At 62.8% G+C, this 26,328-nt stretch carries 22 protein-coding genes; 10 read left to right on the forward strand and 12 right to left on the reverse strand.

The features are described from left to right. Nucleotides 1-35 precede the first annotated feature (35 nt). The gene (locus BV82_RS01825) at nt 36-554 is read left to right on the forward strand and encodes a dihydrofolate reductase (protein WP_010222158.1); all 519 of its coding nucleotides are present in this window, start codon (nt 36-38) and stop codon (nt 552-554) included. 51 nt (nt 555-605) lie between these two features. Here BV82_RS01825 and BV82_RS01830 read toward each other — a convergent pair whose 3' ends face one another. Then, nucleotides 606-1,997, reverse strand: a complete 1,392-nt coding sequence (locus BV82_RS01830; protein WP_010222159.1) for an L-cystine transporter — start codon at nt 1,995-1,997, stop codon at nt 606-608. Nucleotides 1,998-2,237: 240 nt separating this feature from the next. Here BV82_RS01830 and BV82_RS01835 point away from each other — a divergent pair, with 240 nt between their 5' ends. The 4 genes from BV82_RS01835 (at nt 2,238) to BV82_RS01850 (ending at nt 7,417) form a co-directional block, all read left to right on the forward strand. Then, a complete protein-coding gene (locus BV82_RS01835; RefSeq protein WP_010222160.1) occupies nt 2,238-3,293 on the forward strand; it encodes an HAD family hydrolase in 1,056 nt (351 codons plus the stop codon). Between the two features lie 80 nt (nt 3,294-3,373). Next, entirely contained in the window at nt 3,374-3,907 is a 534-nt protein-coding gene (locus BV82_RS01840) for an RNA polymerase sigma factor (protein WP_010222163.1), read from the forward strand. Between the two features lie 29 nt (nt 3,908-3,936). After that, on the forward strand, nt 3,937-4,881 hold the full coding sequence (locus BV82_RS01845; protein WP_159387982.1) for a FecR family protein: 945 nt from the start codon (nt 3,937-3,939) through the stop codon (nt 4,879-4,881). A gap of 130 nt (nt 4,882-5,011) precedes the next feature. Beyond that, nucleotides 5,012-7,417 carry a TonB-dependent siderophore receptor gene (locus BV82_RS01850; protein ID WP_036995387.1) on the forward strand — a complete coding sequence of 802 codons (2,406 nt, stop codon included), beginning with the start codon at nt 5,012-5,014 and terminating at the stop codon, nt 7,415-7,417. Between the two features lie 71 nt (nt 7,418-7,488). On the opposite strand, the gene ilvD is transcribed toward BV82_RS01850, so the two are convergent. Beyond that, entirely contained in the window at nt 7,489-9,330 is a 1,842-nt protein-coding gene (gene ilvD, locus BV82_RS01855) for a dihydroxy-acid dehydratase (RefSeq protein ID WP_010222169.1), read from the reverse strand. A gap of 315 nt (nt 9,331-9,645) precedes the next feature. Here ilvD and BV82_RS01860 point away from each other — a divergent pair, with 315 nt between their 5' ends. Beyond that, nucleotides 9,646-11,319 (forward strand): DUF4153 domain-containing protein, encoded by a 1,674-nt coding sequence (locus BV82_RS01860; RefSeq protein ID WP_036995388.1) that lies wholly within the window; start codon nt 9,646-9,648, stop codon nt 11,317-11,319. A 58-nt stretch (nt 11,320-11,377) separates the two neighbouring features. Here the strand turns inward: BV82_RS01860 and BV82_RS01865 are convergent, their stop codons facing one another. Further along, nucleotides 11,378-12,574 (reverse strand): class I SAM-dependent rRNA methyltransferase, encoded by a 1,197-nt coding sequence (locus BV82_RS01865; RefSeq protein WP_010222172.1) that lies wholly within the window; start codon nt 12,572-12,574, stop codon nt 11,378-11,380. Between the two features lie 154 nt (nt 12,575-12,728). On the opposite strand from BV82_RS01865, the gene BV82_RS01870 reads away from it, so the two are divergent. Continuing rightward, nucleotides 12,729-13,595: an HDOD domain-containing protein gene (locus tag BV82_RS01870; protein WP_010222173.1), complete on the forward strand. Its 867-nt coding sequence runs from the start codon at nt 12,729-12,731 to the stop codon at nt 13,593-13,595. A gap of 3 nt (nt 13,596-13,598) precedes the next feature. Beyond that, nucleotides 13,599-14,411: a bifunctional DNA-formamidopyrimidine glycosylase/DNA-(apurinic or apyrimidinic site) lyase gene (gene mutM / locus BV82_RS01875; RefSeq protein WP_010222174.1), complete on the forward strand. Its 813-nt coding sequence runs from the start codon at nt 13,599-13,601 to the stop codon at nt 14,409-14,411. Nucleotides 14,412-14,417: 6 nt separating this feature from the next. Here the strand turns inward: mutM and ggt are convergent, their stop codons facing one another. From ggt to BV82_RS01905, 6 genes are all read right to left on the reverse strand, one after another. After that, nucleotides 14,418-16,106 carry a gamma-glutamyltransferase gene (ggt, locus tag BV82_RS01880; RefSeq protein ID WP_036995389.1) on the reverse strand — a complete coding sequence of 563 codons (1,689 nt, stop codon included), beginning with the start codon at nt 16,104-16,106 and terminating at the stop codon, nt 14,418-14,420. Then, nucleotides 16,106-16,357: a YfhL family 4Fe-4S dicluster ferredoxin gene (locus tag BV82_RS01885; protein WP_010222176.1), complete on the reverse strand. Its 252-nt coding sequence runs from the start codon at nt 16,355-16,357 to the stop codon at nt 16,106-16,108. Before BV82_RS01885 ends, ggt begins: the two co-directional genes overlap by 1 nt. A 108-nt stretch (nt 16,358-16,465) precedes the next feature. Beyond that, nucleotides 16,466-16,945 (reverse strand): pantetheine-phosphate adenylyltransferase, encoded by a 480-nt coding sequence (gene coaD, locus BV82_RS01890; protein ID WP_010222177.1) that lies wholly within the window; start codon nt 16,943-16,945, stop codon nt 16,466-16,468. Nucleotides 16,946-17,057: 112 nt separating this feature from the next. After that, nucleotides 17,058-18,656: a GMC family oxidoreductase gene (locus BV82_RS01895; protein ID WP_036995390.1), complete on the reverse strand. Its 1,599-nt coding sequence runs from the start codon at nt 18,654-18,656 to the stop codon at nt 17,058-17,060. A 27-nt stretch (nt 18,657-18,683) separates the two neighbouring features. Then, nucleotides 18,684-19,217: a hypothetical protein gene (locus BV82_RS01900; RefSeq protein WP_010222179.1), complete on the reverse strand. Its 534-nt coding sequence runs from the start codon at nt 19,215-19,217 to the stop codon at nt 18,684-18,686. A 24-nt stretch (nt 19,218-19,241) separates the two neighbouring features. After that, nucleotides 19,242-20,675: a coniferyl aldehyde dehydrogenase gene (locus BV82_RS01905; RefSeq protein WP_036995391.1), complete on the reverse strand. Its 1,434-nt coding sequence runs from the start codon at nt 20,673-20,675 to the stop codon at nt 19,242-19,244. 150 nt (nt 20,676-20,825) lie between these two features. On the opposite strand from BV82_RS01905, the gene BV82_RS01910 reads away from it, so the two are divergent. Together BV82_RS01910 and BV82_RS01915 are read left to right on the forward strand one after the other, a co-directional pair. After that, nucleotides 20,826-21,491: a TetR/AcrR family transcriptional regulator gene (locus BV82_RS01910; RefSeq protein WP_010222181.1), complete on the forward strand. Its 666-nt coding sequence runs from the start codon at nt 20,826-20,828 to the stop codon at nt 21,489-21,491. A 39-nt stretch (nt 21,492-21,530) separates the two neighbouring features. Further along, entirely contained in the window at nt 21,531-22,385 is an 855-nt protein-coding gene (locus BV82_RS01915) for a sulfurtransferase (protein WP_010222183.1), read from the forward strand. Between the two features lie 57 nt (nt 22,386-22,442). On the opposite strand, the gene BV82_RS01920 is transcribed toward BV82_RS01915, so the two are convergent. From BV82_RS01920 to BV82_RS01930, 3 genes are all read right to left on the reverse strand, one after another. Further along, complete coding sequence (locus BV82_RS01920) at nt 22,443-23,444, reverse strand: hydrolase (RefSeq protein ID WP_036995392.1); 1,002 nt, start codon at nt 23,442-23,444, stop codon at nt 22,443-22,445. Nucleotides 23,445-23,510: 66 nt separating this feature from the next. Continuing rightward, nucleotides 23,511-24,920: a M16 family metallopeptidase gene (locus tag BV82_RS01925; protein WP_010222185.1), complete on the reverse strand. Its 1,410-nt coding sequence runs from the start codon at nt 24,918-24,920 to the stop codon at nt 23,511-23,513. Beyond that, nucleotides 24,913-26,271 carry a M16 family metallopeptidase gene (locus BV82_RS01930; RefSeq protein ID WP_374045259.1) on the reverse strand — a complete coding sequence of 453 codons (1,359 nt, stop codon included), beginning with the start codon at nt 26,269-26,271 and terminating at the stop codon, nt 24,913-24,915. The genes BV82_RS01925 and BV82_RS01930 overlap by 8 nt, the downstream gene beginning before the upstream one ends. Nucleotides 26,272-26,328: the final 57 nt, after the last annotated feature.

The raw sequence follows: 26,328 nt of genomic DNA on the forward strand, positions 1-26,328 counted from the left end.
GGCATCGAAGATCGGGCTTTGCTATCCTCGCCGGCATGAAAACATCACTCCCCCTCAGCCTGATCGCGGCCCTCGCCGAGAACCGCGTGATCGGCATCGACAACAGCATGCCCTGGCACCTGCCGGGGGATTTCAAGTATTTCAAGGCCACCACCCTGGGCAAGCCGATCATCATGGGTCGCAAAACCTGGGATTCGCTGGGCCGACCGCTGCCGGGGCGCTTGAACCTGGTGGTCAGCCGCCAGCCGGGCTTGCAGCTCGAAGGTGCCGAGGTGTTCGCCTCGCTCGATGAAGCGATGGTGCGTGCCGAGCAATGGGCACTGGCGCAGGGCGTCGATGAGCTGATGCTGATCGGCGGCGCGCAGCTGTATACCCAGGCGATCGAGCGCGGCCTGGCGGATCGGCTGTACCTGACGCGGGTGGAATTGAACCCGGAAGGGGATGCGTGGTTTCCGCCGTTTGATCAGGCGCAGTGGAAGCTGGCGTCGAGTCAGGCGAATGCGGCTGAAGGTGACAAGCCTGCTTATCACTTCGAGGTCTGGGAAAAGGCCTGAAAAGCATCGCCGGCAACGCCGGCGATGAGGCCCTTCAGGGCGACGCAGGACTCAGGAGTGCGTCAGCTGCGCATGCTCCTGCGCCTCCAGCACTGACTTGTCAGTCTGCTTGAGCATCTGGCTGGTGATCGCCCCTGCAGTCATCGAACCGTTCACGTTCAGCGCCGTGCGGCCCATGTCGATCAACGGCTCGACCGAGATCAGCAAGGCCACCAGCTCGACCGGCAAGCCCATGGCTGGCAGTACGATCAGTGCCGCGAAGGTCGCACCACCACCCACGCCCGCGACACCCGCCGAACTCAGGGTGACGATCGCCACCAGGGTGGCAATCCACAGCGGGTCAAATGGATCGATGCCCACCGCTGGCGCCACCATCACCGCCAACATCGCCGGGTACAGGCCGGCGCAGCCGTTCTGGCCAATGGTCGCCCCGAATGATGCGGCAAAGCTTGCGATCGACTGCGGAATGCCCAGGCGCAGGGTTTGCGCCTCGATGCTCAGCGGGATGCTGGCGGCGCTGGAGCGGCTGGTGAAGGCGAAGGTCAGCACCGGCCAGACCTTGCGGAAGAAGCGCAGCGGGTTCACACCGCTCATAGCCAGCAGCAGGCCGTGCACCACGAACATCAGGCCCAGGCCGATGTACGACACCACCACGAAGCTGCCGAGCTTGAGGATGTCGTCCAGGTTCGAGCTGGCCACCACCTTGGTCATCAACGCCAGCACGCCGTACGGGGTGAGCTTCATCACCAGGCGCACCAGGCGCATCACCCAGGCTTGCAGGGTGTCGATGGCAGCCAGGGCGCGGTTGCCCTTCTCGGCATCATCCTTGAGCAACTGCAGGGCGGCCATGCCGAGGAACACGGCAAAGATCACCACGCTGATGATCGAGGTCGGCTTGGCCCGGGCCAGGTCGCCCACCGGGTTGCTGGGGATGAACGACAGCAGCAGCTGTGGGATGTTCAGGTCAGTGACCTTGCCCACGTAGTCGCTCTGGATCGCCGCCATGCGCGCAGTTTCGGCGGTGCCGGCCACCAGGCCTTCGGCGGTCAGGCCGAACAGGTTGGTCAGCACGATGCCGATCAATGCGGCGATGGCCGTGGTGAACAGCAGGGTGCCGATGGTCAGGAAGCTGATCTTGCCCAGCGACGAAGCGTTGTGCAGGCGCGCCACGGCGCTGAGGATCGAGGCGAAGATCAGCGGCATGACGATCATCTGCAGCAACTGCACGTAACCGTTGCCCACCAGGTCGAGCCAGCTGATGGTGGCCTTGAGGATCGGGTTGCCGGCGCCATAGATGGCATGCAGGGCGGCGCCGAACAGCACGCCGAGGACCAGGCCGACCAGGACCTTCTTGGCCAGGCTCCAGTTGCCATGACGGGTTTGCGCCAGGCCCAGCAACAACGCCAGGAACGCCAGCAGATTGAGAGACAACGGCAGATTCATTGAAGCTCCAGGAAAAAAGGCGGGGCATCGCCTCTGTGTGCGATTGCGAACAGAAATGCTAACAGCATGAAAACGAACGAATTTATATCGAAATGGAATTTCTATAGTCGTTTTTGGAATAACGGCGGGTCGCAAACAGAATGCACGTGGCCGCTCAGGGGCGTGTCGGTGTCGCTGTCGGGTCGGTGTGCATTTCAGGCTTTGCTAGCGTGAGCGGGCCACTTTTCTGGAGAAATGCACATGACGTCTGCTCCGAAAATCCTCGCCGCCGGCCTTGCCTTGTTGCTGACCGGGCATAGCTGGGCCACGGAACTCAAGCACTGGCCGGTCGAGGCTGCCAAACAACTGGACACAATGATTGCCGCCAACGCCAACAAGGGCAACTACGCGGTCTTCGACATGGACAACACCAGCTACCGCTTCGACCTCGAAGAATCGCTGCTGCCGTTCATGGAGAACAAGGGCCTGCTCAGCCGTGACAAGCTCGATCCGTCACTCAAGCTCATCCCCTTCAAGGACACCGCCGAGCACAAGGAGAGCCTGTTCAGTTACTACTACCGGCTCTGCGAAATCGACGACATGGTCTGCTACCCCTGGGTCGCCCAAGTGTTTTCCGGCTTCACCCTCAAGGAGCTCAAAGGTTATGTCGATGAGCTGATGGCTTCGGGCAAGCCGGTGCCGAGCACCTACTACGAGGGTGATCAGGTCAAGCCCATCGAGGTGCAACCGCCGAAAGTGTTCGCAGGCCAAGCCGAGCTGTTCAACAAGCTGATGGAAAACGGCATCGAGGTCTACGTGATCAGCGCCGCCTCCGAAGAACTGGTGCGCATGGTCGCCGCCGATCCCAAGTATGGCTACAACGTCAAACCGCAGAACGTGATTGGCGTCAGCTTGCTGCTCAAGGACCGCACCAGCGGCGCCCTGACCACCGCGCGCAAGCAGATCAGTGCCGGCCGCTACGACGCGCAGGCCAACCTGGGCCTGGAACTGACCCCCTACCTGTGGACCCCGGCCACCTGGATGGCGGGCAAGCAGGCGGCGATCCTCACCTATATTGATGAGTGGAAGAAGCCGGTGCTGGTCGGTGGCGATACCCCAACCAGTGATGGCTACATGCAGTTCCATAGCGTCGACGTGGCCAAGGGCGGCATCCACCTGTGGATAAATCGCAAGGCCAAGTACATGGACCAGATCAACGGCATGATTGCCAAGCATGCAGCGGCCCAGGCCAAAGAGGGGTTGCCGGTGACGGCGGACAAGAACTGGGTGATCGTCACGCCGGAGCAGATTCAGTAAGCAAAATAGATATCAATTGCGAACTAATCTCATCTTCTGCTAGCGTGCGCTCACCTTGAGGCCCAACGCCAGGAAGTACCGTGTCTTCGTGGAATACGCAGATTGCCCGCTTGTTCGCCGAGCACAAGAAAGCGCTGGAAGCCTTTGTTGCGCGCCGTACCGGTAATGCGCAGGTGGCAGCCGACCTGACCCAGGAGTCTTTCCTGCGTCTGGCGCGGCTGCCTGCCGACAAGAAGATCGACAATCTACCGGCCTTCCTCTTCACCATTGCCAGCAACCTGGTACGTGACCATCAGCGTCAGTCCATTCGTCGCGAGCGCCTGGACGGCGGCGAACCCAGCGAGGAGCTGGCCTGCGAAACGCCAGGTGCCGACGAGCAATTGTCTGCGCTGCAAGAGCAGGCGCTGATGCACGAGGCTATCCAGGCCCTGCCCGAGGCGACCCGGCACATCTTCCTGCTCTATCATGTCGACGAATGTTCCTACCGGGAAATTGGCGAGCGCCTGCAGGTCTCCCCGCGTAGTGTCGAATACCAATTGCGTCGTGCGCTGATCGACTGCCGGGCCTTTATCAAGGCGCGCTTGCTCAGCGGTACGCCGAGGTCGTGCCCATGAGCCGGCCAATTGCAGCGACGGATACCCCGATGACCGACCCACACGCCATAGAGGCCGACGACCTGTTCGCCGAAGCCAGCGGCTGGTACTACCGCCTGCAGGCCGAAGACGTCACGGCCGATGAGCGCGAGGCCTTCAGCGCCTGGCTGGCCCAGGGCCCGGCACAGGCCCAGGCCTGGGAGGAAGTGCTTGGCCTGCTGGGTGCCTTGTGTGAACCGGCGCGGCAGATCCGCCAGGCGCAGCGCGCGCGTTGGCGCCGGCCGCGGCTGCAGGTCTGGGCCAGTGCTGCCGCGGTGCTGCTGATGGTCGGTTGGCTGGCGTACAGCCCCTGGCCGGACCGCTGGCGCGCCGACTATGCCACCCGCACCGGCGAGTCGCGCAGCATTGCCCTGGCGGACGGTTCGCAACTACAACTCAACACCGATACGGCCGTGCAGGTCGAGCTGGTCGATGGCGAGCGGCGGGTGCGGTTATTGCGTGGCGAGGCCTGGTTCGACGTCAGCCATGACCCGGCGCGGCCGTTTGTGATTCGCTCCGGTGATGGCTGGGTCAGGGTCGTGGGCACGCGCTTCAGCGTGGCCCGGGAAGGCGACCAGACCCGGGTGCGGGTAGCCCAGGGCAAGGTCCAGGTCAGTGCCGACAACACTCGGTCAGTGCTGCTGGAACCCGGTCGCGGTGTCGAGTATCGCGGCGCTCGCCTGAGCGCCGAGCATGGTTTTGATGTGCCCGCCGAGTTCGCCTGGCGCCAGCGCCAACTGGTGTTCCGCGAGCAGCCGCTGGTCGAAGTGGTCGATGCCCTGAACCGCTACTGGCCGGGGCAGACCCTGGTGTTGGGCGAGAGCCTGCGCCAGCGCAAAGTCTCGGGAGTGTTCGAGATCGACAAGCCCGAGGCCGTGCTCAAGGCCTTGACCCACACCCTGGGCCTGCGCGCCGAGCACTACACCCCGTATCTGCGGGTGTTGCGCGAGGGCTGAAAAATTTCTTACGAAAGTTTCAGGGTTTCCCCAGCAGCTGACGTCCTTGATCTCGTAGGCGCAAATAATAAGCACTCTCAGACAGTGTGGCGCCACTTAACGACTTCGACGATTCTGGGGAGCACCACTGATGGAACACACCACCGCCACCCGGCGCCTGCCCGGCGTGCCGACCCTGCTGAGCCTGGCCATTGCCCTGGGCTGCGGCACGCTGGCAATGCCGACCCTGGCCGCGTCTACCGCGCAAGCGCAGGCCTATCGCTTCGAGATCCCGGCGCAATCGCTGGATGCGGCGCTGGCGGCCTTCAGTGCGGTAACCCGGGTGCAGGTGCTGGTGGGCGCCGAGGTCACTCAAGGCCTGCGCTCCCCGGGCTTGAGCGGCAGTTATCCACAGGACCAGGCCCTGGCCCAGCTACTGGCCGGCACTGGCCTGAGTGCAACCTACATCGATCGCGATAGCGTAACCCTGGAAAAACGCCAGGGCGAAGACACCGCGTTGCAGTTGGGCGCGACCATGGTCGGCGGCAAGGTGCTGGGCGCTACCACCGAAGGTAGCCAGTCCTACACAACCGGTGCGCTGACCATCGGCAAGGGCGAACAAAAGCTCAAGGACATTCCGCAGTCGGTGTCGGTCGTCACCCGTCAGCGTATGGACGACCAGAACATGAACAGCCTGCAGGACGCCATGCGCCAGGTCACCGGGGCGACGATCAAGAGCTACAACTCCGGCTCCAGTCTGAATGATGTGTACATGCGCGGCTTCCTGGTCGATCAGGTGCAGGTCGACGGCGTCTCGCAAATGACTGGCCAGGGCGACCTGATGACCAGCTTCGACCTGGCGATGTTCGACCGCGTCGAAGTGTTGCGCGGGCCCTCCGGCCTGTACCAGGGCGCCGGTGAGCCCGGCGGCACCATCAACCTGGTGCGCAAGCGCGCCCTCGGTCAGTTCGCCCTCAGTGGCGAGCTGTCGGCAGGCTCCTACGATCACTACCACTCGACCGTGGACATCACCGGCCCGCTCAACAGCGACGGCAGCCTGCGCGGGCGCTTCGTTACCGCTTATGAGGACAACAAGTCCTTCGTCGATTACGCCCAGAACGAGCGGCCAATGGTGTATGGCCGGCTGGAATACGACGTGACCCCGGACACTACCCTGTCGCTGGGCGGCGCCTATCAGAAGAACCGTTCTACTCCGGCGTTCGGCCTGCCGGCTTACGCCAGCGGCAAGCTGCTGGACGTCAAGCGCTCGACCTTCGTCGATGCCAAGTGGAACGAACTGGACGAGCACGTCTGGGAAAGCTTCTTCGAAGTCGATCACGCCCTGGAGAACGGTGGCCAGTTCAAGACCTCGTTGACCTACCGCGATGCTGAAACCCCGACCCGCAACTTCACCTGGAGCGACGGTGCGGTCGACCCGGACACCGGCGCCAGCTCGGCGGTGGCCTACTCCTACTACACCCACATCAAGACCCTGGGCCTGGACAGCTTCGTGACCTTGCCGGTGGAAGCCTTTGGCCGTACCCACGAGCTGACCATGGGGGCTGAATACCAGCACCTGGACAAGGACTTCACCTATGGCGGTGGTGAATACTTCGACACCAACGTGTTCGACCCGGGCAGCATCAATATCCCCAAGCAGAAGTACGAAATGGACAACGGCAACTGGTCGAAATCGCACCAGTACGGCCTCTACGCCCGCACCAAGATCAGCGCCACCGACTGGCTGGACGTAATCCTCGGCAGCCGGGTGACCTGGTTCGAAAGCGATGCGCATAACGCCAACGCCTTCTTCAACAACTTCAACAGCACCGAGACCAGCATCAACCGCAAGGTCATTCCCTACGGGGCGCTGGTGGCCAAGCTGACGCCGGAGCTGTCGGCCTATGCCAGCTACACCAGCGTGTTCAAGCCGCAGACCGATGTGGATGCCGGTGGCCAGACCATCGCCCCGCGCAAAGGTAAACAGTACGAAATCGGCCTCAAGCGTGAGTTTTACGATGGCCGCTTGAATGGCAGCGTGGCGCTGTTTCGCATCTACGACGAGAACCGCGCCGAGCTGGTGGCCAACAACCAGTACTACGAGCCGCAAGGCAAGATTCGCAGCCAGGGTTGGGAAACCGAGCTGAGCGGCAACCTCACCGACAACTGGAGCATCAGCACCGGCTACGCCTTCACCCTGCTCAAGTCGCTGAGTGGCGAAGACACCAACCAGGGCACCACCATCACCCCCAAGCACAACTTCAACCTGTGGACGCGCTACGAATTTGCCGATGGCCCGCTGAAGGACTTCAGCGTCGGTGGCGGGGTGCGGGCAGTGAGTGCCACCTACTACAAGCGTGACGTGGACTTCGTCCAGGGCGGCTACAGCATCGCCACGGCCCAGATGGGCTACAAATTCAACCAGAACCTGTCGGCGACGCTGACGGCCAATAACCTGTTCGATCGTACGTACTATGAGCGGGTGGACAGTTCGTGGGGGTCGAACTTCTATGGCGAACCGCGCAACCTGACCTTTACTGTACGGGCCAAGTACTGAGTTGAGGCCATCGCGGGGCAAGCCCGCTCCCACACCTGTGGGAGCGGGCTTGCCCCGCGATGCTTTTCTGCTTACAGCCCGTCCAGCAGTGCCTTGTTGCGTACCGCGCCCTTGTCGGCGCTGGTCGCCAGCAGGGCGTAGGCCTTGAGCGCAGTGGTCACTTTGCGTGGCCGTGCTTCGACCGGTTTCCAGCCTTTCTTGTCCTGTTCCACCCGGCGTGCGGCCAGCTCTTCATCGCTGACCAGCAGGTTGATCGAGCGGTTGGGGATGTCGATCAGCACCTTGTCGCCGTCCTGCACCAGGCCAATGGCGCCGCCGGCTGCGGCTTCTGGCGAAGCGTGGCCGATCGACAGGCCCGAGGTGCCGCCCGAGAAGCGGCCGTCGGTGAGCAGGGCGCAAGCTTTGCCCAGGCCCTTGGACTTGAGGTACGAGGTCGGGTAGAGCATCTCTTGCATGCCCGGGCCGCCTTTCGGGCCTTCGTAGCGGATGATGACGATGTCACCTGCCTTCACTTCGTCAGCAAGGATGCCGCGCACGGCGCTGTCCTGGCTTTCGAAGATCTTGGCGTTGCCTTCGAAGACGTGGATCGACTCGTCGACGCCGGCGGTTTTCACCACGCAGCCGTCCAGGGCGATATTGCCGTACAGCACGGCCAGGCCGCCTTCTTGCGAGTAGGCGTGCTCGACGCTGCGGATGCAGCCGTTTTCACGGTCATCATCCAGGGTCGGCCAACGGGTCGACTGGCTGAATGCGGTCTGGGTCGGGATACCCGCCGGGCCCGCCTTGAAGAAGTGGTGAACCGCTTCGTCGTTGGTCTGGGTGATGTCCCACTTGGCGATGGCTTCTTCCATGCTCGGGCTGTGCACGGTCGGCAGGTCGGTGTGCAGCAGGCCGCCGCGGGCCAGCGAGCCGAGGATGCTGAAGATGCCGCCGGCGCGGTGGACGTCTTCCATGTGGTACTTCTGGATGTTCGGCGCCACTTTGCACAGCTGCGGCACTTTGCGCGACAGGCGATCGATGTCGCGCAGGTCGAAAGCGATCTCGGCTTCCTGGGCGGCGGCCAGCAGGTGCAGGATGGTGTTGGTCGAACCGCCCATGGCGATGTCGAGCATCATGGCGTTCTCGAACGCCTTGAAGTTGGCGATGTTGCGCGGCAGCACGCTCTGGTCGTTGTCGCCGTAGTAGCGTTTGCACAGCTCGACGATGGTGCGCCCGGCCTGCAGGAACAGCTGCTCGCGGTCGCTGTGGGTGGCCAGGGTCGAACCGTTGCCCGGCAGGGCCAGGCCCAGGGCTTCGGTCAGGCAGTTCATCGAGTTGGCGGTGAACATGCCGGAGCACGAACCGCAGGTCGGGCAGGCGCTGCGCTCGTACTCGGCGACTTTTTCATCGCTGGCGGTGGAGTCGGCGGCAATGACCATGGCATCGACCAGGTCCAGGCCGTGGCTGGCCAGCTTGGTCTTGCCAGCTTCCATCGGCCCGCCGGAAACGAAGATCACCGGAATGTTCAGGCGCAGGGCGGCCATCAGCATGCCAGGGGTGATCTTGTCGCAGTTGGAGATGCAGACGATGGCGTCGGCGCAGTGGGCGTTGACCATGTACTCGACCGAGTCGGCAATGATCTCGCGGCTGGGCAGCGAATAGAGCATGCCGTCGTGGCCCATGGCGATGCCGTCGTCGACCGCGATGGTGTTGAACTCCTTGGCCACGCCACCGGCGCGTTCGATCTCGCGGGCCACCAGCTGGCCCAGGTCCTTCAGGTGCACGTGGCCCGGGACGAACTGGGTGAAGGAGTTGGCGATGGCGATGATCGGTTTTTTGAAGTCCTCGTCCTTCATCCCGGTGGCACGCCAGAGGGCGCGGGCGCCGGCCATATTGCGGCCGTGGGTGGACGTTTTCGAGCGGTAATCAGGCATGAAGCACTCCTGGCGGCTAATCAGGTAACAAAAAGGGGAGTGAGCTTCTCTTGTCCTTTGCACCGAAGGCAGGTGGCCGCTGGTACGGATGAAGCCGAGATCGCCGCGGGATCGCCGTGCGCTCGGCCAGAGCTCATAAACCCGCCGGGGATGACTGGCGATGAATAGCCCGATTCTACACCGCTGCGGCCTTGAGGGAATGGCGTTGTGATAATTGGCCGTTAGTACAGCCCGCAAGGTAAAGGCCTTGGCGTCGGCTGCCAGGCTTTGGGTAGACTTGCACGCTTCGCACCCCACTGGCCAAAAGGATTTGCAATGCCTGCGATAAGTCGATCTTTACTGTTCTACCTGGCCATTGGCCTGCTGCAAGGCCTGGTGTTCCTCTACGCCAGGCACATCCAGATCGATATCGCCGGGCTGCCATTTGGCCTGTGCGCCGCCGTGCTGGTGGCCGGGGTCAACCTGCAACTGCTCGGCAGTGCGGTGTTGCAACGCGGTACCGGTTGGCTGGTCCTGGGCCTGACGCTGCTGATCGGCTTTATCAGCAGCTGGACCTTCAGTCAGGACACCCTGGGCTGGGTCTGGCAGAGCTCATGGGTGGCTGCGGTTGCCGTGACCTACATCGGCACCGCCTTCATCCTCAGCTGGCCGACCCGCGAAGGCCTGCGGCTGCGCTATGAAGACCTGTTCCGGCATGCCTGGAACAACATCTTCATCGTCCTCCTGGCACTGCTGTTCACCCTGTTGTTCTGGCTGCTGCTGTGGTTGTGCGGACGCCTGTTCCTGATGCTCGGCATCCCCCAGGTCGAAGACGTGCTGACCTCGGCGCCAGTAGTGCGCATCGGTCTGGCGGTAGTGTTCTCCCTGGGGATGCGCATGGGCCTGGAGAACGAAAAAGTCATCGGCCTGCTGCGCGGCGTGCTATTGACCCTGTGTCGTGTGTTGCTGCCACTGAGCGCACTGATCGCCGTACTGTTCAGCCTGATGCTGCCGTTTACCGGGTTGCAGCCGATCTGGAATACCGGCTACTCGACCACCATCCTGTTGTTGCTGGTGGCCATCAACCTGTTTTTGGTCAACGGCGTGTTCCAGGATGGCCATCAGGCCAATCCCTATCCGGGCGTGCTCAAGCGCCTGGTCGAGGCCTGCTTGCTGTGCTTGCCGGTGCTGGTGGCGCTGGCGGGCTATTCAAGCTGGTTGCGGGTGAATCAGTACGGCCTGACGCCTGAGCGTATCCTCGCCCTGTTGTTGATCGGCGTGATGCAGGTGCACAGCCTTGCTGCTCTGTGGGCGGTGTTCGCCTCGCGCAAGGGCTGGCTCAATAGCCTGCGAGTCAGTAACCCGTGGATTGCCCTGCTCAGCGCGGTGCTGGTGGTGCTGTTCTATACGCCACTGCTGAACCCTTTGCAGCTCAGTGCCAACAACCAGGTCGAGCGCCTGCTTAGCGGGCGTACCGCCATCCAGGAATTCGATGCCAGAACCTTGTATCACAGCCTGGGCAAGCCGGGGCGTGAGGCGTTCACGGCGCTGGAAGAGCGGCTCAAGACTGACGAGCTGTTCGACGCTGAAGGCCGCAAGAGACTGCAGTGGATCATGGATGAGTCCCACTCGCGGTATGGCGAAGACAATCGCGGGCCGACACTGGAATGGTTGGGCCCCGAGCAGCCTGGCAGCGAGGCGTTCGCCAAGATGGGCATGGCCGAGACTCAATGCTCTGGCAGGGGCTGTTTTCTGTGGGGCGTGGACATGGATGGCGACGGGCGCAACGAAGTGTTGATGATCCCGCGGCACACCTACGCATCCAGCGTTTTCCTGTTTGCCCGCGAGGGCAAGGGGGAATGGCGCGAAGTCGGTAGCCTGCACAGTATTCGCGATAACACCGAGCGACTGGTTCAGCTGATCCGCCATGGGCAGATGAAGCCGGTGATGCCGCGCTACAAGACACTGACCCTCGATGGCGTCGATCTGACCTGGCAGCCCAACCGCTAGCGTATTACAGGCGAAAAAAATCCCGGCACCAGGCCGGGATTTTTTATTGCACCGCGCCTTAGCTGTTAGGCAGCAGGCGGCAGGTGATGCTCTTGATGTAGCGGGTTTCCGGGATCGCCGGGTGCACCGGGTGATCCGGGCCCTGGCCGCCGCGCTCGAGCAGCTGGATGTTGCGGTCCAGGTGGCGGGCGCTGGTCAGCAGGATGTTCTGCAGGTCGTCTTCCGGCAGGTGCATCGAGCAGGATGCACTGACCAGGATGCCGTCCTTGGTCAGCAGGCGCATGGCCTGTTCGTTCAGGCGGCGGTAGGCACCTTCGCCGTTTTTCAGGTCCTTCTTGCGCTTGATGAAGGCGGGCGGGTCGGCCACGATCACGTCGAAACGTTCTTCGGAGGCCTTGAGCTCTTTCAGTGCTTCGAACACGTCGCCTTCGATGCAGGTCAGCTTCTCGGCAATGCCGTTGAGCCCGGCGTTACGCTCGACGCCGTCCAGGGCAAAGCCCGAGGCATCGACGCAGAACACTTCGCTGGCGCCAAAGGCACCGGCCTGTACGCCCCAGCCACCGATGTAGCTGAACAGGTCGAGCACGCGCTTGCCTTTGACGTACGGTGCCAGGCGCGCGCGGTTCATGCGGTGGTCGTAGAACCAGCCGGTCTTCTGGCCTTCCATGACCGGCGCTTCGAACTTCACGCCGTTCTCTTCCAGAGCCACCCACTCCGGCACCAGGCCGAACACGGTTTCGACGTAACGACCCAGGCCTTCGGCATCGCGCGCGGCCGAGTCGTTCTTGAACAGGATGCCGGTCGGCTTGAGCACCTGAACCAGCGCGGCAACCACGTCGTCCTTGTGCTGTTCCATGGTCGCCGAGGCGAGCTGGACCACCAGGATGTCGCCGAAACGATCGACCACCAGGCCCGGCAGCAAGTCGGAATCACCGTACACCAGGCGGTAGAACGGCTTGTCGAACAGGCGCTCGCGCAGCGACAGGGCAACGTTGATGCGGTGCACCAGCAGCGATTTGTCCAGGGCCAGCTTGGCGTCACGCGACAGCAGGCGGGCGCAGATCAGGTTGTTCGGGCTCATGGCGACGACGCCAAGGGCCTTGCCGCCGGCGGTTTCGAGGATCGCCTGGTCACCGGCCTTGAAGCCATGCAGCGGGGTCGCGGCGACGTCGATTTCGTTGCTGTAGACCCACAGGTGGCCGGCGCGCAGGCGGCGGTCGGCATTGGCTTTAAGACGAAGGCTGGGCAGGGACATGACGTCGCTCCGGGAAAAAAGAGCGGGATTATAACCCGATGCCTGGCGCGTCGATGGGGAATAGCGACAAATTGCAACAGAGCGATGGCCTTTCGCTTCACCCCTGGCCAGTACGATCGGGTTAGAATCGCCGCTCAGCCCCGAGTGTGTACTTATGTCCCAGGAACTCTCCGCCGAACAGATCCAGAACGCCCTGCAAGGCATCAGCGTCCCGCCGCAGCCGCAGATCATGGTTGACCTGCAGTTCGAGCAATACATGCCCGACCCTGACCTGGAGGTGATCGCCAAGCTGATCTCCCAGGACCCGGGCCTGTCCGGTGCGTTGCTCAAGCTGGTCAACTCGCCGTATTACGGCCTGAGCAACAAGATCGCCTCGATCCAGCGCGCGGTGAACCTGCTTGGCAGCCGCTCGATCATCAACCTGATCAACGCCCAGTCGATCAAGGGCGAGATGAGCGACGACACCATCGTCACCCTCAATCGGTTCTGGGATACCGCCCAGGACGTGGCCATGACCTGCCTGACCCTGGCCAAGCGCATCGGCTCGCAGGCGGTGGACGAAGCTTATGCCCTGGGCCTGTTCCATGATTGCGGCGTGCCGCTGATGCTCAAGCGCTTTCCCGAGTACATGAGCGTGCTCGAGGATGCCTATGCCAGCGCCGGTGCCGAACACCGGGTGGTCGACACCGAGAACCAGGTGTTCAACACCAACCACGCGGTGGTCGGTTACTACACTGCCAAGTCGTGGCGCCTGCCGGAACACCTGAGCAATGCCATCGCCAACCATCACAACGCCCTGGCGGTGTTCAGCGATGACTCGGCGCGCAATAGCCAACTGAAGAATCTGCTGGCGATCCTGAAGATGGCCGAGCATATCTGTTCATCGTACCGAGTCCTGGGCAACCAGAGCGTGGACCACGAATGGAATACCGTCGGGCACCTGGTGCTCGATTATGTCGGCTTGTCCGAGTATGACTTTGAGAGTCTGAAGCAGACTATTCGCGAACTGGGCGGTCACTGATCCATGCCGGAATTGCCAGAAGTCGAAACCACCCGGCGCGGCATCGCGCCTTACCTGGAAGGCCAGCGGGTCAGCCGGGTGATCGTCCGTGAGCGGCGCTTGCGTTGGCCGATCCCCGAGGACCTCGACATTCGCCTGTCCGGGCAACGCTTCGTCAAGGTCGAGCGGCGCGCCAAGTACCTGCTGCTCAATGCCGAGGTCGGCACCTTGATCAGCCACCTGGGCATGTCCGGCAATTTGCGCCTGGTCGAGATCGGCTTGCCGGCGGCCAAGCACGAGCATGTGGATATCGAACTGGAGTCGGGCCTGGCGCTGCGCTACACCGATCCGCGGCGCTTTGGGGCGATGCTGTGGAGCCTTGATCCGCTCAATCACGAGCTGCTGATCAAGCTCGGCCCGGAGCCTTTGACCGATCTGTTCGATGGCGAGCGACTGTTCCAGCTGTCGCGGGGCAAGTCCATGGCGGTCAAGCCGTTCATCATGGACAACGCGGTGGTGGTCGGGGTTGGCAATATCTATGCGACCGAAGCGCTGTTCGCTGCCGGCATCGACCCGCGCCGCGAAGCCGGGAGCATTTCCCGGGCGCGCTACCTGAAGCTGGCGATCGAGATCAAACGCATCCTGGCCTGCGCCATCGAGCGCGGCGGCACCACCTTGCGCGACTTTATCGGTGGCGACGGCCAGCCGGGCTACTTCCAGCAGGAACTGTTCGTCTACGGGCGTGGGGAAGAGCCGTGCAAGGTGTGTGGCAGCATCCTGCGTGAGGTCAAGCTCGGCCAGCGCGCCAGCGTCTTCTGCCTACGCTGCCAGAAGTGAAGGTGTTTAGCGCGGGCTGAGCACCTGCGCGGCGCCCACGCCGCGGGGGTCGCTGGCGGCTTCGAGGGTTTGCCCGGCCTTGTCCCAGTACAGTACTTGCTGATTGCCGTAGGTCCGCCCCAGGTCCTTGAGCTGGTAGCCGCGTGCCTGCAGTTCACGCTGCTGCCCGGTGCTGAACGCCCCCGGCTCGTGCTCGACCACATCGGGCAGGTACTGGTGGTGATAGCGCGGCACCGCCGGCCAGCTGGCAACCGGCTTGCCCTCAAGAAACCCCAGCATCGACAACAGCACCATGCTCGGGATACGGCTGCCGCCCGGCGTGCCGAACGCGGCGAACTGGGTCGGGCTCTCGATAAAACTCGGGCTCATGCTCGACAGCGGCCGTTTGCCGGCGGCCACGGCGTTGGCCTGGCTGCCAGCCAGGCCGTAACTGTTGCTGCCACGAGGGTCGGCGGCAAAGTCATCCATTTCGTTGTTCAGCACCACGCCGGTACCGGGGGCGCTAAACGCTGCGCCAAATGGCAGGTTGACCGACAAGGTCGCGGCCACGGCATTGCCGTCGGCGTCGATCACCGCGAAGTGGGTGGTGTGATCGCCTTCGCGCCAGGCCGGGGCGGGCGGCAGGCTGCTGCTGGGCGTGGCCTGGTGCACGTCGATGCTGTCGGCCAGGCCCGTCAGGTAATGGCGTGCGAGCAGTTGTGGCAGCGGGTTGGCGACGTAGTCCGGATCGCCGAGCAGGCCGCGGTCGCGGTAGGCCCGGCGCAATACTTCCAGCACGTAATGGCTGCGCTGCACCGGTTCGGCGCTTTGCCAAGGCAGGCGCTGGAGCATTGCCAGGCTCTGGGCCAGGGCCACGCCACCGGCTGAGGGCGGTGGGGCGCTGATCAGTTCGCGTTGATCGGCCAGCTGATAACGCAGCGGCTCGCGTTTGGCCGTGCGGTAATTGGCCAGGTCATCCAGGCTCCAGATGCCACCCGCCGCTTGTACGCCTTGAACCATGGCCTGAGCGGTGGGGCCGGCATAAAAACCGTCGCGGCCCTGATAGGCGATGCGCTCAAGGGTGATGGCCAGTTCTGGTTGGCGGATGTGCGCGCCAAGGGCCGGGACTTCACCGTTGATGAGGAACAGTCGGGCGCTTTCCGGATCATCGCGCAGGGCGCTCAGGCGCATCTGGGCGCGGTCGCGGTAAATGCGGTCGACGGCAAAACCCTGGTTGGCCAGGCGAATGGCCGGTGCCAGGGTGCTTTTCAGCGGCAGCTTGCCGTACTGGGCGGCAAGATCGGCGAGCGCTGCCGGCAAGCCGGGAATCGCCGCTGCCAACGGGCCATTGATCGACAACCCGGGCTGGACCTTGCCGTCCTTGAGGTACATGGCTTCGCTGGCCTTGCCCGGTGCCCGCTCGCGGGCATCGATAAAGGCATAGCGGGCCGGTGTCTTGCCTTCGCGCAACAGGAAGAAGCCGCCGCCACCAAGGCCCGAGCCATAGGGCTCGACCACCGCCAGCGCGGCGCTGATTGCAATGGCTGCATCAAAGGCGTTGCCGCCTTGCTCAAGCACTTCCCGCGCAGCCGCGGTCGCCTGGGCATGCGGCGTGGCAATCGCGGCGCGGCCCGGGCCTTGGGCCTGGGCACAAACCGCGCCCAGCGCCAGGGCGATGCCAAGGACCAGCGGTACGAGCCGGGCGACGAACGGCATCAGGCCTTGCCGGTGATTCGGCGGTATTTTTCCATCAGCTGCTCTTCGGTTTCCGGATGCGCTTCATCCAGAGGAATGCAGTCTACCGGGCAGACTTGCTGGCATTGCGGCTCGTCGTAGTGGCCGACGCACTGGGTGCACAGGTTAGGGTCGATCACGTAGATCTCTTCGCCTTGAGAGATCGCGGCGTTCGGGCACTCGGGTTCGCAGACGTCGCAGTTGATGCAGTCGTCGGTGATGATCAGGGACATGGGGACTCCGGCCAGGGCTCAGCACCCGGGCATTTGAAAACCAATGGGCATAATTGTGCCGCATTAGCGCCCGCAGTGCACGCGGGCGCCATGGTCAAATCGCCGATGTCACTTCTTGAAGCGTTCGGTCAGGGCCTCGGCCACCACCGGGTGGACGAATTTGCTGATGTCGCCGCCCAGCGCCGCGATTTCCCGGACCAGGGTCGAGGAAATGAACGAATAGCGCTCCGAGGGGGTGAGGAACAGGCTCTCGACGTCGGGGGCCAGCTGGCGGTTCATGTTCGCCAGCTGAAATTCGTACTCAAAGTCCGAAACAGCCCGCAGGCCGCGCAGGAACACATTGGCCTGCTGTTCCTTGGCGAAATGCGCCAGCAAGGTGGAGAAGCCGATGACTTCGACATTGGGCAGGTGCTTGGTGACCTCGCGAGCCAGTTCCACCCGTTGCTCCATTGGGAACAGGGGGTTTTTCTTCGGGCTGGCGGCGACCGCAATGATCACTTGGTCGAACAGCCGCGAGGCACGCTCGACCAGATCGCCATGGCCCTTGGTAATAGGGTCGAAAGTACCTGGGTACAACACTCGGTTCATCGCGTCGTCCTGGCAGGAGTGCGTTGGGGAGTCGGATGGTATCGCAGCAGTGGCGGTCGGCCAAGTCACCCGTCCACGCTGAAGGCACTATAGACAGTGCGGCCATTTGTTGTCATCTGCCAGGCGCCAGACGCTCGGCCAGGGCATCGCTGAGCCGTGCACTGAGGCCATACACCGACAATTGCGGGTTGGCACCGATGCTGGTGGGGAACAGCGAGCCGTCATGGATCGACAGGTTGGCCAGCTGATGATGGCGTCCCAGACTGTCGCATACCGCCTGGCGCGGGTCCTCGCCCATGGCGCAGCCACCCATGACGTGGGCGCTGCCCAGGCGCGTGCGAAACAGCTCAAGGTTCAGGCCGTCGATCATCTGCCGGGCTTCGGCCAGGGTTTTTACCTGGCGGGCATCACTGTGCACCGGCATCACGCTGTCGGCGCCGGCGGCGAACTGGATTTCGGCCATGCTCTGGAAGGCCCGGCGCACGCCGTCCCAGGCATAGGGCGAAACCGGGTAGTCGAGCACTGGCGAGCCATCGCCGCGCAACTGCACCTCGCCACCGACGCTGTCGGGGTGAAAACCGTCGCGCAGCAAGGCGAGCATCACGTGGGTATGCGGCAATTGCGCCATGCGCAGGGCGTTTTCCTTGCCGAAGCTGCCCAGCAGGGTGCTGGCCAGCGCCGGGTGCAGGGGCGGTACTTCAAGCTTGTAGCCCATCGGCCCGCTGACGCCGTCGCGCCACTGGAAATGGTCGGAGTAGATCGACTGCGGTGCGCCGTAGAACGGGTTGACCGGCTCCTTGAACAGCCCGGCGCTGAAGTTGACCAGGTGCAGGAAGGTGCGCTTGCCCAGGCGTTCATGCGGGTCCGGGGCGTCCGAGCGCAGCAGCAGGCCGGGGCTATTGATGCCGCCGCCGGCGAGGATGTAATGCCGGGCCTTGACCCGGATTTGCCGGCCGGTGGGTTCGACGCAGCGTGAGTCCATGGCCACGCACTGCAGGCCGCTGATCTGTTCACCGTTGTGTTCCAGGCGCTCGGCCCGGGCCAGGTAGAGCAGCTCGCCGCCGTGCTCGAGGGCCGCCGGGATGCTGGTGACCAGCATCGACTGCTTGGCGTTGACCGGGCAGCCCATGCCGCAATAGCCCAGGTTCCAGCAGCCGCGCACGTTGCGCGGGATCACCTTCCAGGTGTAGCCCAGCGCTTCGCAGCCGCGGCGCAGCGCCTCGTTGTTGGCGTTGGGCGGCATGATCCACGGCTCGATGCCCAGGCGTTGTTCCGTGCGCGCGAACCACGGCGCCAGTTCGGCGCTGCTCAGGCCCTTAACGCCATGTTCCCTGGCCCAGTGCTCCAGGGTCGGTTCAGGGGTGCGAAAGCTCGAGGTCCAGTTGATCAAGGTCGTGCCGCCGACCGCGCGGCCTTGCAGGATGGTAATGGCGCCATCCTTGCTCATGCGCCCGATACCTTCCTGGTAGAGGCTGGCGTAGGCCTGGTCTTCGAGCATGTGGAAGTCGCTGCTGGTTTTCAGCGGGCCTTCCTCGATCAGCAGCACCCTGAAGCCGGCGGCGCTGAGCAGTTCGGCACTGGTGGCACCGCCGGCGCCGCTGCCGATGATGGCGATGTCGGTTTCAAGGCTCAGGTCCTGGTCCAGGCGCGAGGCGTCACGGGTTTTCCAGCCACGGCCAAGGCCGTCGCGAAACAGGTCGGGTACGGGCATCTTCAGCCTCTTGTTGTTATGGGTGGATCAAACCTTGGGCGGGCCGGGGTAGCCGCAATGGGCCCAGGATTCCGGCAACTCGTACCAGGCCATGTGCAGCAGCTGCAGCAACGAGGCGTGGCCCATGCGCAGCAGATTCAGCGAGCTGTCCTGCCAGCGTTGCAGAAAGGCTTGGATCTGCGCGCTGCTGGCGTTGTCCCAGCTACCCCAGATGCCGGTCAACGGCCCACGGGTCAGCGCCATGGCGAGCACGTCGAACAGTTGCCGGGTCAGCTTGAGCATGGCCGGCGACAGGGCGGCAAGTTTGTTGTCCAGCCTGTGCAGCAAGGCTGCGCCGCTATCAGCCGCCTCGGTGCCGGCAAGCACGACCGGAATCAGCGCCTGAACAATGGCCAGGTCGTTCTGGCGCAGGGCGATGAAACCATGCGCCGGTGATTGCGCCGAGCAGCCGGCAAGGCTGGCACCCAGCCCGGCGGTGGCGAGGAAAGCGCTGGCGCCGAGGCTGAACTTGAGCAGCCCGCGCCGGCTGAGCGCGGGGGGTACAGGCAGGCTTGTAGTCATTGTTATCAGGCCCGAGGGTGGTTTTCAGCGAATGAACAGTTTGTACACCAGCTTGAGCAGTGTCTTGCCGTAGGGCGGGTAGATCAGCCGCGCGGCGTTGAAGCGCTGCTTAGCGAGTACCGCCTTGGCCTTGCTGAAGGTCAGGAAGCCTTCATGACCGTGGTAATGGCCCATGCCCGACGGGCCGATGCCGCCGAATGGCAGGTCGTCCTGGGCGACGTGCAGCAACGTGTCATTGAGGCACACGCCGCCGGAGTGGGTCTGCTCCAGCACCCGTTGTTGTTCGCGGCGTTCGTAGCCGAAGTAATACAGCGCCAGCGGGCGCGGGCGCTGATTGATGTAGGCCAGCGCCTGGTCGAGGCTGTCGTAGGGCACCAGTGGCAGTAATGGGCCGAAGATTTCGTCCTGCATCACACGCATCTCGTCGCTGACCTTGAGCAGCAGGTGTGGCGGCAGGCGGCGGCCCTGGCGAGGTTCTTCGGGGTACAGGTCGATGATTTCGGCACCCTTGCTACGGGCGTCTTCCAGGTAGCTCTGCAGGCGGGCCAGGTGGCGTGGGTTGATGATCGCGCTGTAGTCCGGGTTGTCGGCCAGGGTCGGGTAGAAGCGCCGGACCACATTGCGATAGGCATGGGCGAAGTCGTCGAGACGATCGCGCGGCACCAGCACGTAGTCGGGGGCCACGCAGGTCTGCCCGGCATTGAGGGTCTTGCCGAAGGCGATGCGTTCGGCGGCATCGGCCAGGGGCACGCTGGCAGAGACGATGGCTGGCGATTTGCCGCCCAGCTCCAGGGTCACCGGGGTCAGGTTCTGCGCGGCGGCAAGCATTACCTGGCGGCCGACGCTGGTGGCGCCAGTGAACAACAGGTGGTCGAACGGCAGCCGCGAGAAGGCCTGGCCAACCTCGGCTTCACCCAGCACGACGCTGACCAGGTCGTCGGGGAATACCTTGTCGAGCAACTGCTTGAGCAGCAGGCCGGTGGCTGGCGTGGCTTCGCTGAGCTTGAGCATTACCCGGTTGCCGGCGGCCAGGGCGCAGGTCAGCGGGCCGATGGCAAGAAGCAGCGGGTAGTTCCACGGCACGATGATGCCGACCACGCCCAGCGGCTGGTACTGCACCTTGGCGCTGGCCGGCTGGAAGGCCAGGCCGACCTTGCGTTTCGAGGCTTTCATCCACTGCTTGAGGTGTTTTTCGCCATGGCGCAGGCCCTGAATACTCGGCATCAGTTCGGCCAGCAAGGTTTCGTCGGCACTGCGCCCGGAAAAGTCCTCGCTGATCGCTGCAACCAACGCGTCCTGTTGCTCCAGCAGGGCTTCGCGCAAGCTTTTCAGCCATTGCCGGCGCTGCGGCGCCGAGGGCATGGGGTTACCGGCAAAGGCCTGGCGCTGGGCGGCGAACAGCGCGTCGAGGGCATCGAATTCGGTGAGCGGCAAAGAGCGGGTAGCGTCGGCGAGCATGCGAAACTCCACGGCAAGGCAGGTTTTCTAGAGCATATACTCTAATATGTGCCCTGTGCGACTGTTTTTCACAGCGTCTGCAGGTACATACCGGTGTGGATACACCGTAAGATGGACCTATACATTCAAGCTCAACGCCTGGAATTGATCATGGCCCCGCGTATCAAGACCCGCGAGCGCATCGTGCAGAACAGCCTGGAGCTGTTCAACCAGCAGGGCGAGCGCAGTGTCAGCACCAACCACATTGCCGCGCACATGGAAATCTCGCCCGGCAACCTGTACTACCACTTTGCCAACAAGCAGGAAATCATCGCCGTGCTCTTCACCCAGTATGAAGAGTTGGTGGAAAGCTTCCTGCGCCCGCCGCAAGGGCGTCAGGCGACGGTCGAGGACAAGCGCTTCTACCTCAAGGCGCTGCTGGCGGCGATGTGGAACTACCGCTTTCTGCACCGCGACCTTGAGCATCTGCTCGACAGCGACAAAGAGTTGGCTGCGCGATATAGGCGCTTTTCCCAGCGTTGCCTGCTGCAGGGCCAGGCGATCTATCGCGGCTTTGTCGAGGCCGGCATCGTTGAGATGGACAGCGTGCAGATCGAGTCGCTGACCCTCAATGCCTGGATTGTTCTCACATCCTGGGTGCGTTTTCTCTGCACGACTCGCGAAATTTCAACGCATTTGAGTGAAGAAGCCTTCAAGCGTGGTGTCTATCAGGTATTGGTGCTGGAGCTCGGCTTTGTCACCGCCAAGGCGCGCCCCGCTGTGGATGCCTTGTGCCAGGAGTTCTACGTTTCGCTTGACCAGGCACTGGAGCAATAACGCCCAGGCCTTACCCGTTCAATCGTTCAGGAGACTGTCATGCCCCTCGCGCAACTGATCACCGCCCAGCAATTGGCCGAACGCCTGGAGGCGCCGGCGCTGGTGATTCTCGATTGCCGTTTTGCCCTGGAAGACATCGATTATGGTCAGCGCAGCTATGCCGAGGGGCATATTGCCGGGGCGCACTTTGCCGACCTTGAGCGCGACCTCAGTGGGCCGGTCACCAAGGGCGTGACCGGGCGCCATCCGCTGCCGGAGCCGCAGCACCTGATCGGACGGCTGCGGGCCTGGGGTATCGATAACGACAGTGAGATTGTCCTGTACGACGATGGTCCGGGCGCCTTCGCGGCCCGGGCCTGGTGGTTGCTGGCCTGGTTGGGCAAGCGCAGTGGTGTATTCATCCTCGATGGCGGTCTTAAAGCCTGGCATGCGGCCGGGCTGCCGCTGAGCCTCGACCCGCCGGTCAAGCGCGAAGGTAACTTCAGCGGCGAGCCGGACGATAGCCTGGTACTGGATGCCACGCAGTTGGGCGAGCGCCTGGGCCAGCCGGAGCTTACGTTGATTGATGCCCGTGGGCTGCCGCGTTTTCGCGGCGAGGTCGAGCCAATCGATCCGGTGGCCGGGCATATTCCCGGTGCACAATGCGCGGCCTTTACCGACAATCTGGGCGCCGACGGGCGGTTTCTGCCGGCCGAGCAGCTCAAGCAGCGCTTTGCCGAGAAGCTGGACAAGCGTTCGCCAGAGCAACTGGTCGCTTACTGCGGGTCGGGGGTGACGGCTTGCCACAACCTGTTTGCTCTGGCGCTGGCGGGGTATCCGCTGGGCAAGCTGTATGCAGGCTCGTGGAGTGAGTGGATTACCGACTCCAAACGGGCGGTGGCCACCGGCGACTGAGTAAGCCCTTGTTGGGCTGCAATGCAGCCTTTCGCCGGCCTTGCCGGCGATGCTTTTTCAGCCAGCTCTATTTATCGCCAGCCACTGCGGAATCCGCCGCTCCAGGTAATACCCCGGGTTGCGCACGCTGCCATCGACAAAGCCCACATGCCCGCCCCGTGCATGCAGCTCAAAGGTGGTCTGCGCCGCCAGTTCATTGGCCGCTGGCAAGCTATGGGCGAACACGAACGGATCATCGATGGAATGGATGATCAGCGTCGGCGTGCGGTTCTCGCCCAGAAAATACCGGCTGGAAGCACGCTGGTAGTAATCCTTGGCATCGCGAAAGCCATTGAGCGGTGCGGTCACCCGGCCGTCGAAATCCCAGAAGGTGCGCAGATTTTCCAGCGGCCCCAGGCGCTCCAGCGCGGCGAGCCCTTCGTGGTGGCCGTGATGCTGGAAGTGGCGCTGCTTGTCCTTCACATAAGCGAGCATGGCGCGCATGAAATGCGCCTGGTACACCCGGGAAAAACCCAGGCCGATGCGGTCGGCGCACTGGTCAAGGCGAAACGGTACCGATACCGCCACCGCCGCCTGCAATTGGCTGGCCGAGCCGGCTTCACCCAAATGCTTGAGTAGTACATTGCCGCCCAGCGAATAACCGACGGCGTACAACGGAGCTTGCGGGCGCTGCGCACGCAGGTGGTCGATGGTTTCGGCCAGGTCTTCGCTGGCGCCGGAGTGGTAGCTGCGTGGCAGCAGGTTGGGCTCCCCCGAGCAGCCGCGCCAGTTCAGCGCCACGCTGGCCCAGCCGCAGTCGGCCAGGGCCTGTTGGATACCGATGACGTACGGTGAGTTGGAAGAGCCGGTCAGCCCGTGCAGTACCAGCACCACTGGCGTTGTTGCTTCATGTGGGCCATGCCAGTCGAGGTCGAGAAAGTCGCCATCGGCGAGCCATAGACGTTCGCGCTGACGGCTCAGGGCCGCCGACTTGCGCCACAGCGGCCCCCAGAGTGTCTGCAAATGCGGATTGCCCAGCCCCAGGGCAGGTTTGAAGGGGCTGGGGGCTGAGGGCGACATCGTGTATTACTCGCAAATCTATTTCAGATAAGTGTATGTCCGGTTACTGACACTTGCTTGAAACCATCAGCCGGTTGCAGGTTTGGATTCAGGCAAGGCGTCCTGTTCGACCGTTGGGCCGACACTGATTTGCACCAGCTTGTCGAGCTTGAGGTGATTTTTCAATGCGACTTTCAGCTGGTCCAGGGTCAAGGCCTGGACCTTCTTGAGAAAAGCCTGGCGGCTATCCAGTGGTAACTGGTTGAAGCCGGTGAAGCGCAGGATATCGCTGATCTGCTGGTTGCTCACCGAGCCCAGCAGGTAGTTGCCGCGTAGTTTCTGCTTCGCATCTTCGAACTCCTGCGCAGTTGGGCCCTGAACGGCATAGTCTGTAAGCAATTGCTCCAGCAACGCCATTGTGGCATCGCGATACCTGGCCTGAACCTGAGTAGTAAAGGTCCAGATACCGCTGGCAGGGTGCTGGATCAGCCTTGAGCTGGCAGCGTAGGTCAATCCGCGTTGGCTGCGCAGTTCATTGAACAGCCGCGAAGTTGCGCCGGGCCCACCTAATATCAGGTTGGCCAGCGTCAGCGCGGGCGCATCTGGATCTCGGGCATTGATGCCGGGAATGGCGAACAACAAGAGCGCCTGGGTGCCTGGATGTTCAAGGTGGTAAATCTCGGGCTCGAAGGACGCTGGCACGGGTAATGGCCAGAGTGCCGGCCCCTGGGGCAACGCTGCCGATATGTGACTCGCGATAGCCTCGGCCTGCTCGAGCGAAAGGTCGCCCACCAGGGTTATCAGGGCATTGCCCGCGCTGAAGGCGCTTTGGTGAAAGGCCCGTACATCGGCAATGGTCAGCGATTCGATAGCCTGCACGGTGCCGATGCTGTTCGACGCGTAGGGATGATTAGCGAATGCATGTTGGTAGAGCAGGTCATGGGCCTTGTAAGTCGCGTGCTGCTGGCGTTGTGTGAGCAGGCTGGTGAGCTGATCCTTGATCTGCGGCAGCTTGTCTTCGGCCAATTGGGGTTTGCCGAGCACTTCTGCCAGCAACCCGACGGCTTTGCTTCTCTGCTCTTGGCTACTGAGGCTGCGCAGGGTTACGGCTGCACTGTCTCGCAGTGCCTGCTTGTTGAATATCGCACCCACTTCGTCGAAGTCCTCGGCGATCTGCAAGGCATCGCGCTCGACGGTGCCTTCATCGAGCATGCTCAGGGTGAGTTGCGCCAGGCCGGCGGCACCATCATCGCGGGCGCTGCCAGCGGCAAATACAACCTGAAGATCAAACATCGGCAATTGGTTGTTGCGCACAAACAGGACTTTGCTGCCCTGAGGTGTCTGCCACGATTCGATCGGCAATTGCGGGTTGATTGCCAGTGTCCCGGTGGTTTTCAGGGATTCCAGTTCAAGTGGAGCGCTTTGGCTCTGGGCGTGGGAAGTGGCGGATGCCATCACCAGTAGGGCAGGCAAAAGGTAACGTTTGAGCTTATTCATCATCGGCCTCCTTGGCCTGCAGGTAGGCGACCGCGAGTCGTTCGCGGGTGAAGTAGGTTTTGGCGACCTGTTGAATCTGTTCGCAGGTTATTCGCTGTAGGTCGGTTGCGTCATTGTCCAACTGAGAGGCTGGCAAGCCGCTGCCGAGCATGGCGGCTATATCGCTGGCCTGGCCTTCGAGGGAATCGCGGGCAAAGGTATTTTCGGCCAGCAGCAGTGCCCGCGCCCGAGCAAGTTCGACAGGTTCGGGAGGACGCTTTTTCAGTGCCTGCAGTTCTGCCCAGATAGCCGCTTGCAGTTCGGCCAGCGGTCTGGGGTGGGCGGTGTTGATAGAGGCCTGGATTTCGAACAGGTTATCGCCCCTGGCCACCGGCCCATAGTTGACTTCGGGATGCGATAGCAGTGTTTGTTGGCGTTCCAGCCTGGTACTGAGGCGGGCGCTCAGGCCTGAGCCCAGCAATGCCGAGAGCAGGCGCAAGGCATGCACGTCATCTGCCGATTCAGCGGTGGCGTAGGTCGGCACGTTGAAGGCCATGATCAGCGTTGGCGTGCTGAAATCATCATGCACCGTAACCTGCCGTTGTCCTGGCGCAGTGACTTGAAGGGGTTTTTTGCTGATTGGCAGGTCCTGGCGAGGGAAGCCTGCAAAGTACTTTTCAACCTGTCGTTTTACATCATCGCGCTGCACATCGCCGACGATGATCAACGTCGCATTATTGGGTGCATACCAGGTGCGATACCAGGCGTGCAGTTCATCGTTGTGCATGCGCTGCAGATCACTCATCCAGCCGATTACCGGGGTGTGATAGCTGCTTTGCGGGTAGGCAATGGCCTGCAGTTGCTCGAAGAGCCTTTGCAATGGATCGTCATCGACATTCTCTCGCCGCTCAGCCTTGACCGCTTCGATTTCGCGCACGAACTCGTGTTCGCTCAGCACTGCGCCTTTGAGCAGATCGGCATTGAGCTCCAGCGCTACAGCCAGCCGATCACTGGGCAGCGTCTGATGATGCACGGTGAAGTCACGGATGGTGTAGGCGTTGTCCTCGCCGCCCAGGCGCTCGATGATCTGTGAGAGCTGACCTGGGGCGGTCTTGGCACTGCCTCGGTAGAGCAGGTGTTCGAGGGCGTGGGACAAACCGGACTGCCCGGGGTATTCGTGACTCGAACCCACCTTGACCAGCATATGTGTGGTGACCACGGGAGCCCGGCGGTCCTCGCTGATGACTACGTGCAGGCCGTTGTCGAGGGTGAACTCATGGCGAATGGAGGGTTCGGCCAGGGCCTGGCCTGATAGCAGAAACAGGCCGAGCAGGCTGCTCCTGAGGGAGGTGCGTCGATCCATGACAGTGATCCTTGTGGTTGAAAACAAGGCACACGATCAGGCAAGCGTGGAGATGAAAGGCGTTAG

It is taken from the genome of Pseudomonas donghuensis, from assembly GCF_000696345.2.
GTDB lineage: Bacteria > Pseudomonadota > Gammaproteobacteria > Pseudomonadales > Pseudomonadaceae > Aquipseudomonas > Aquipseudomonas donghuensis.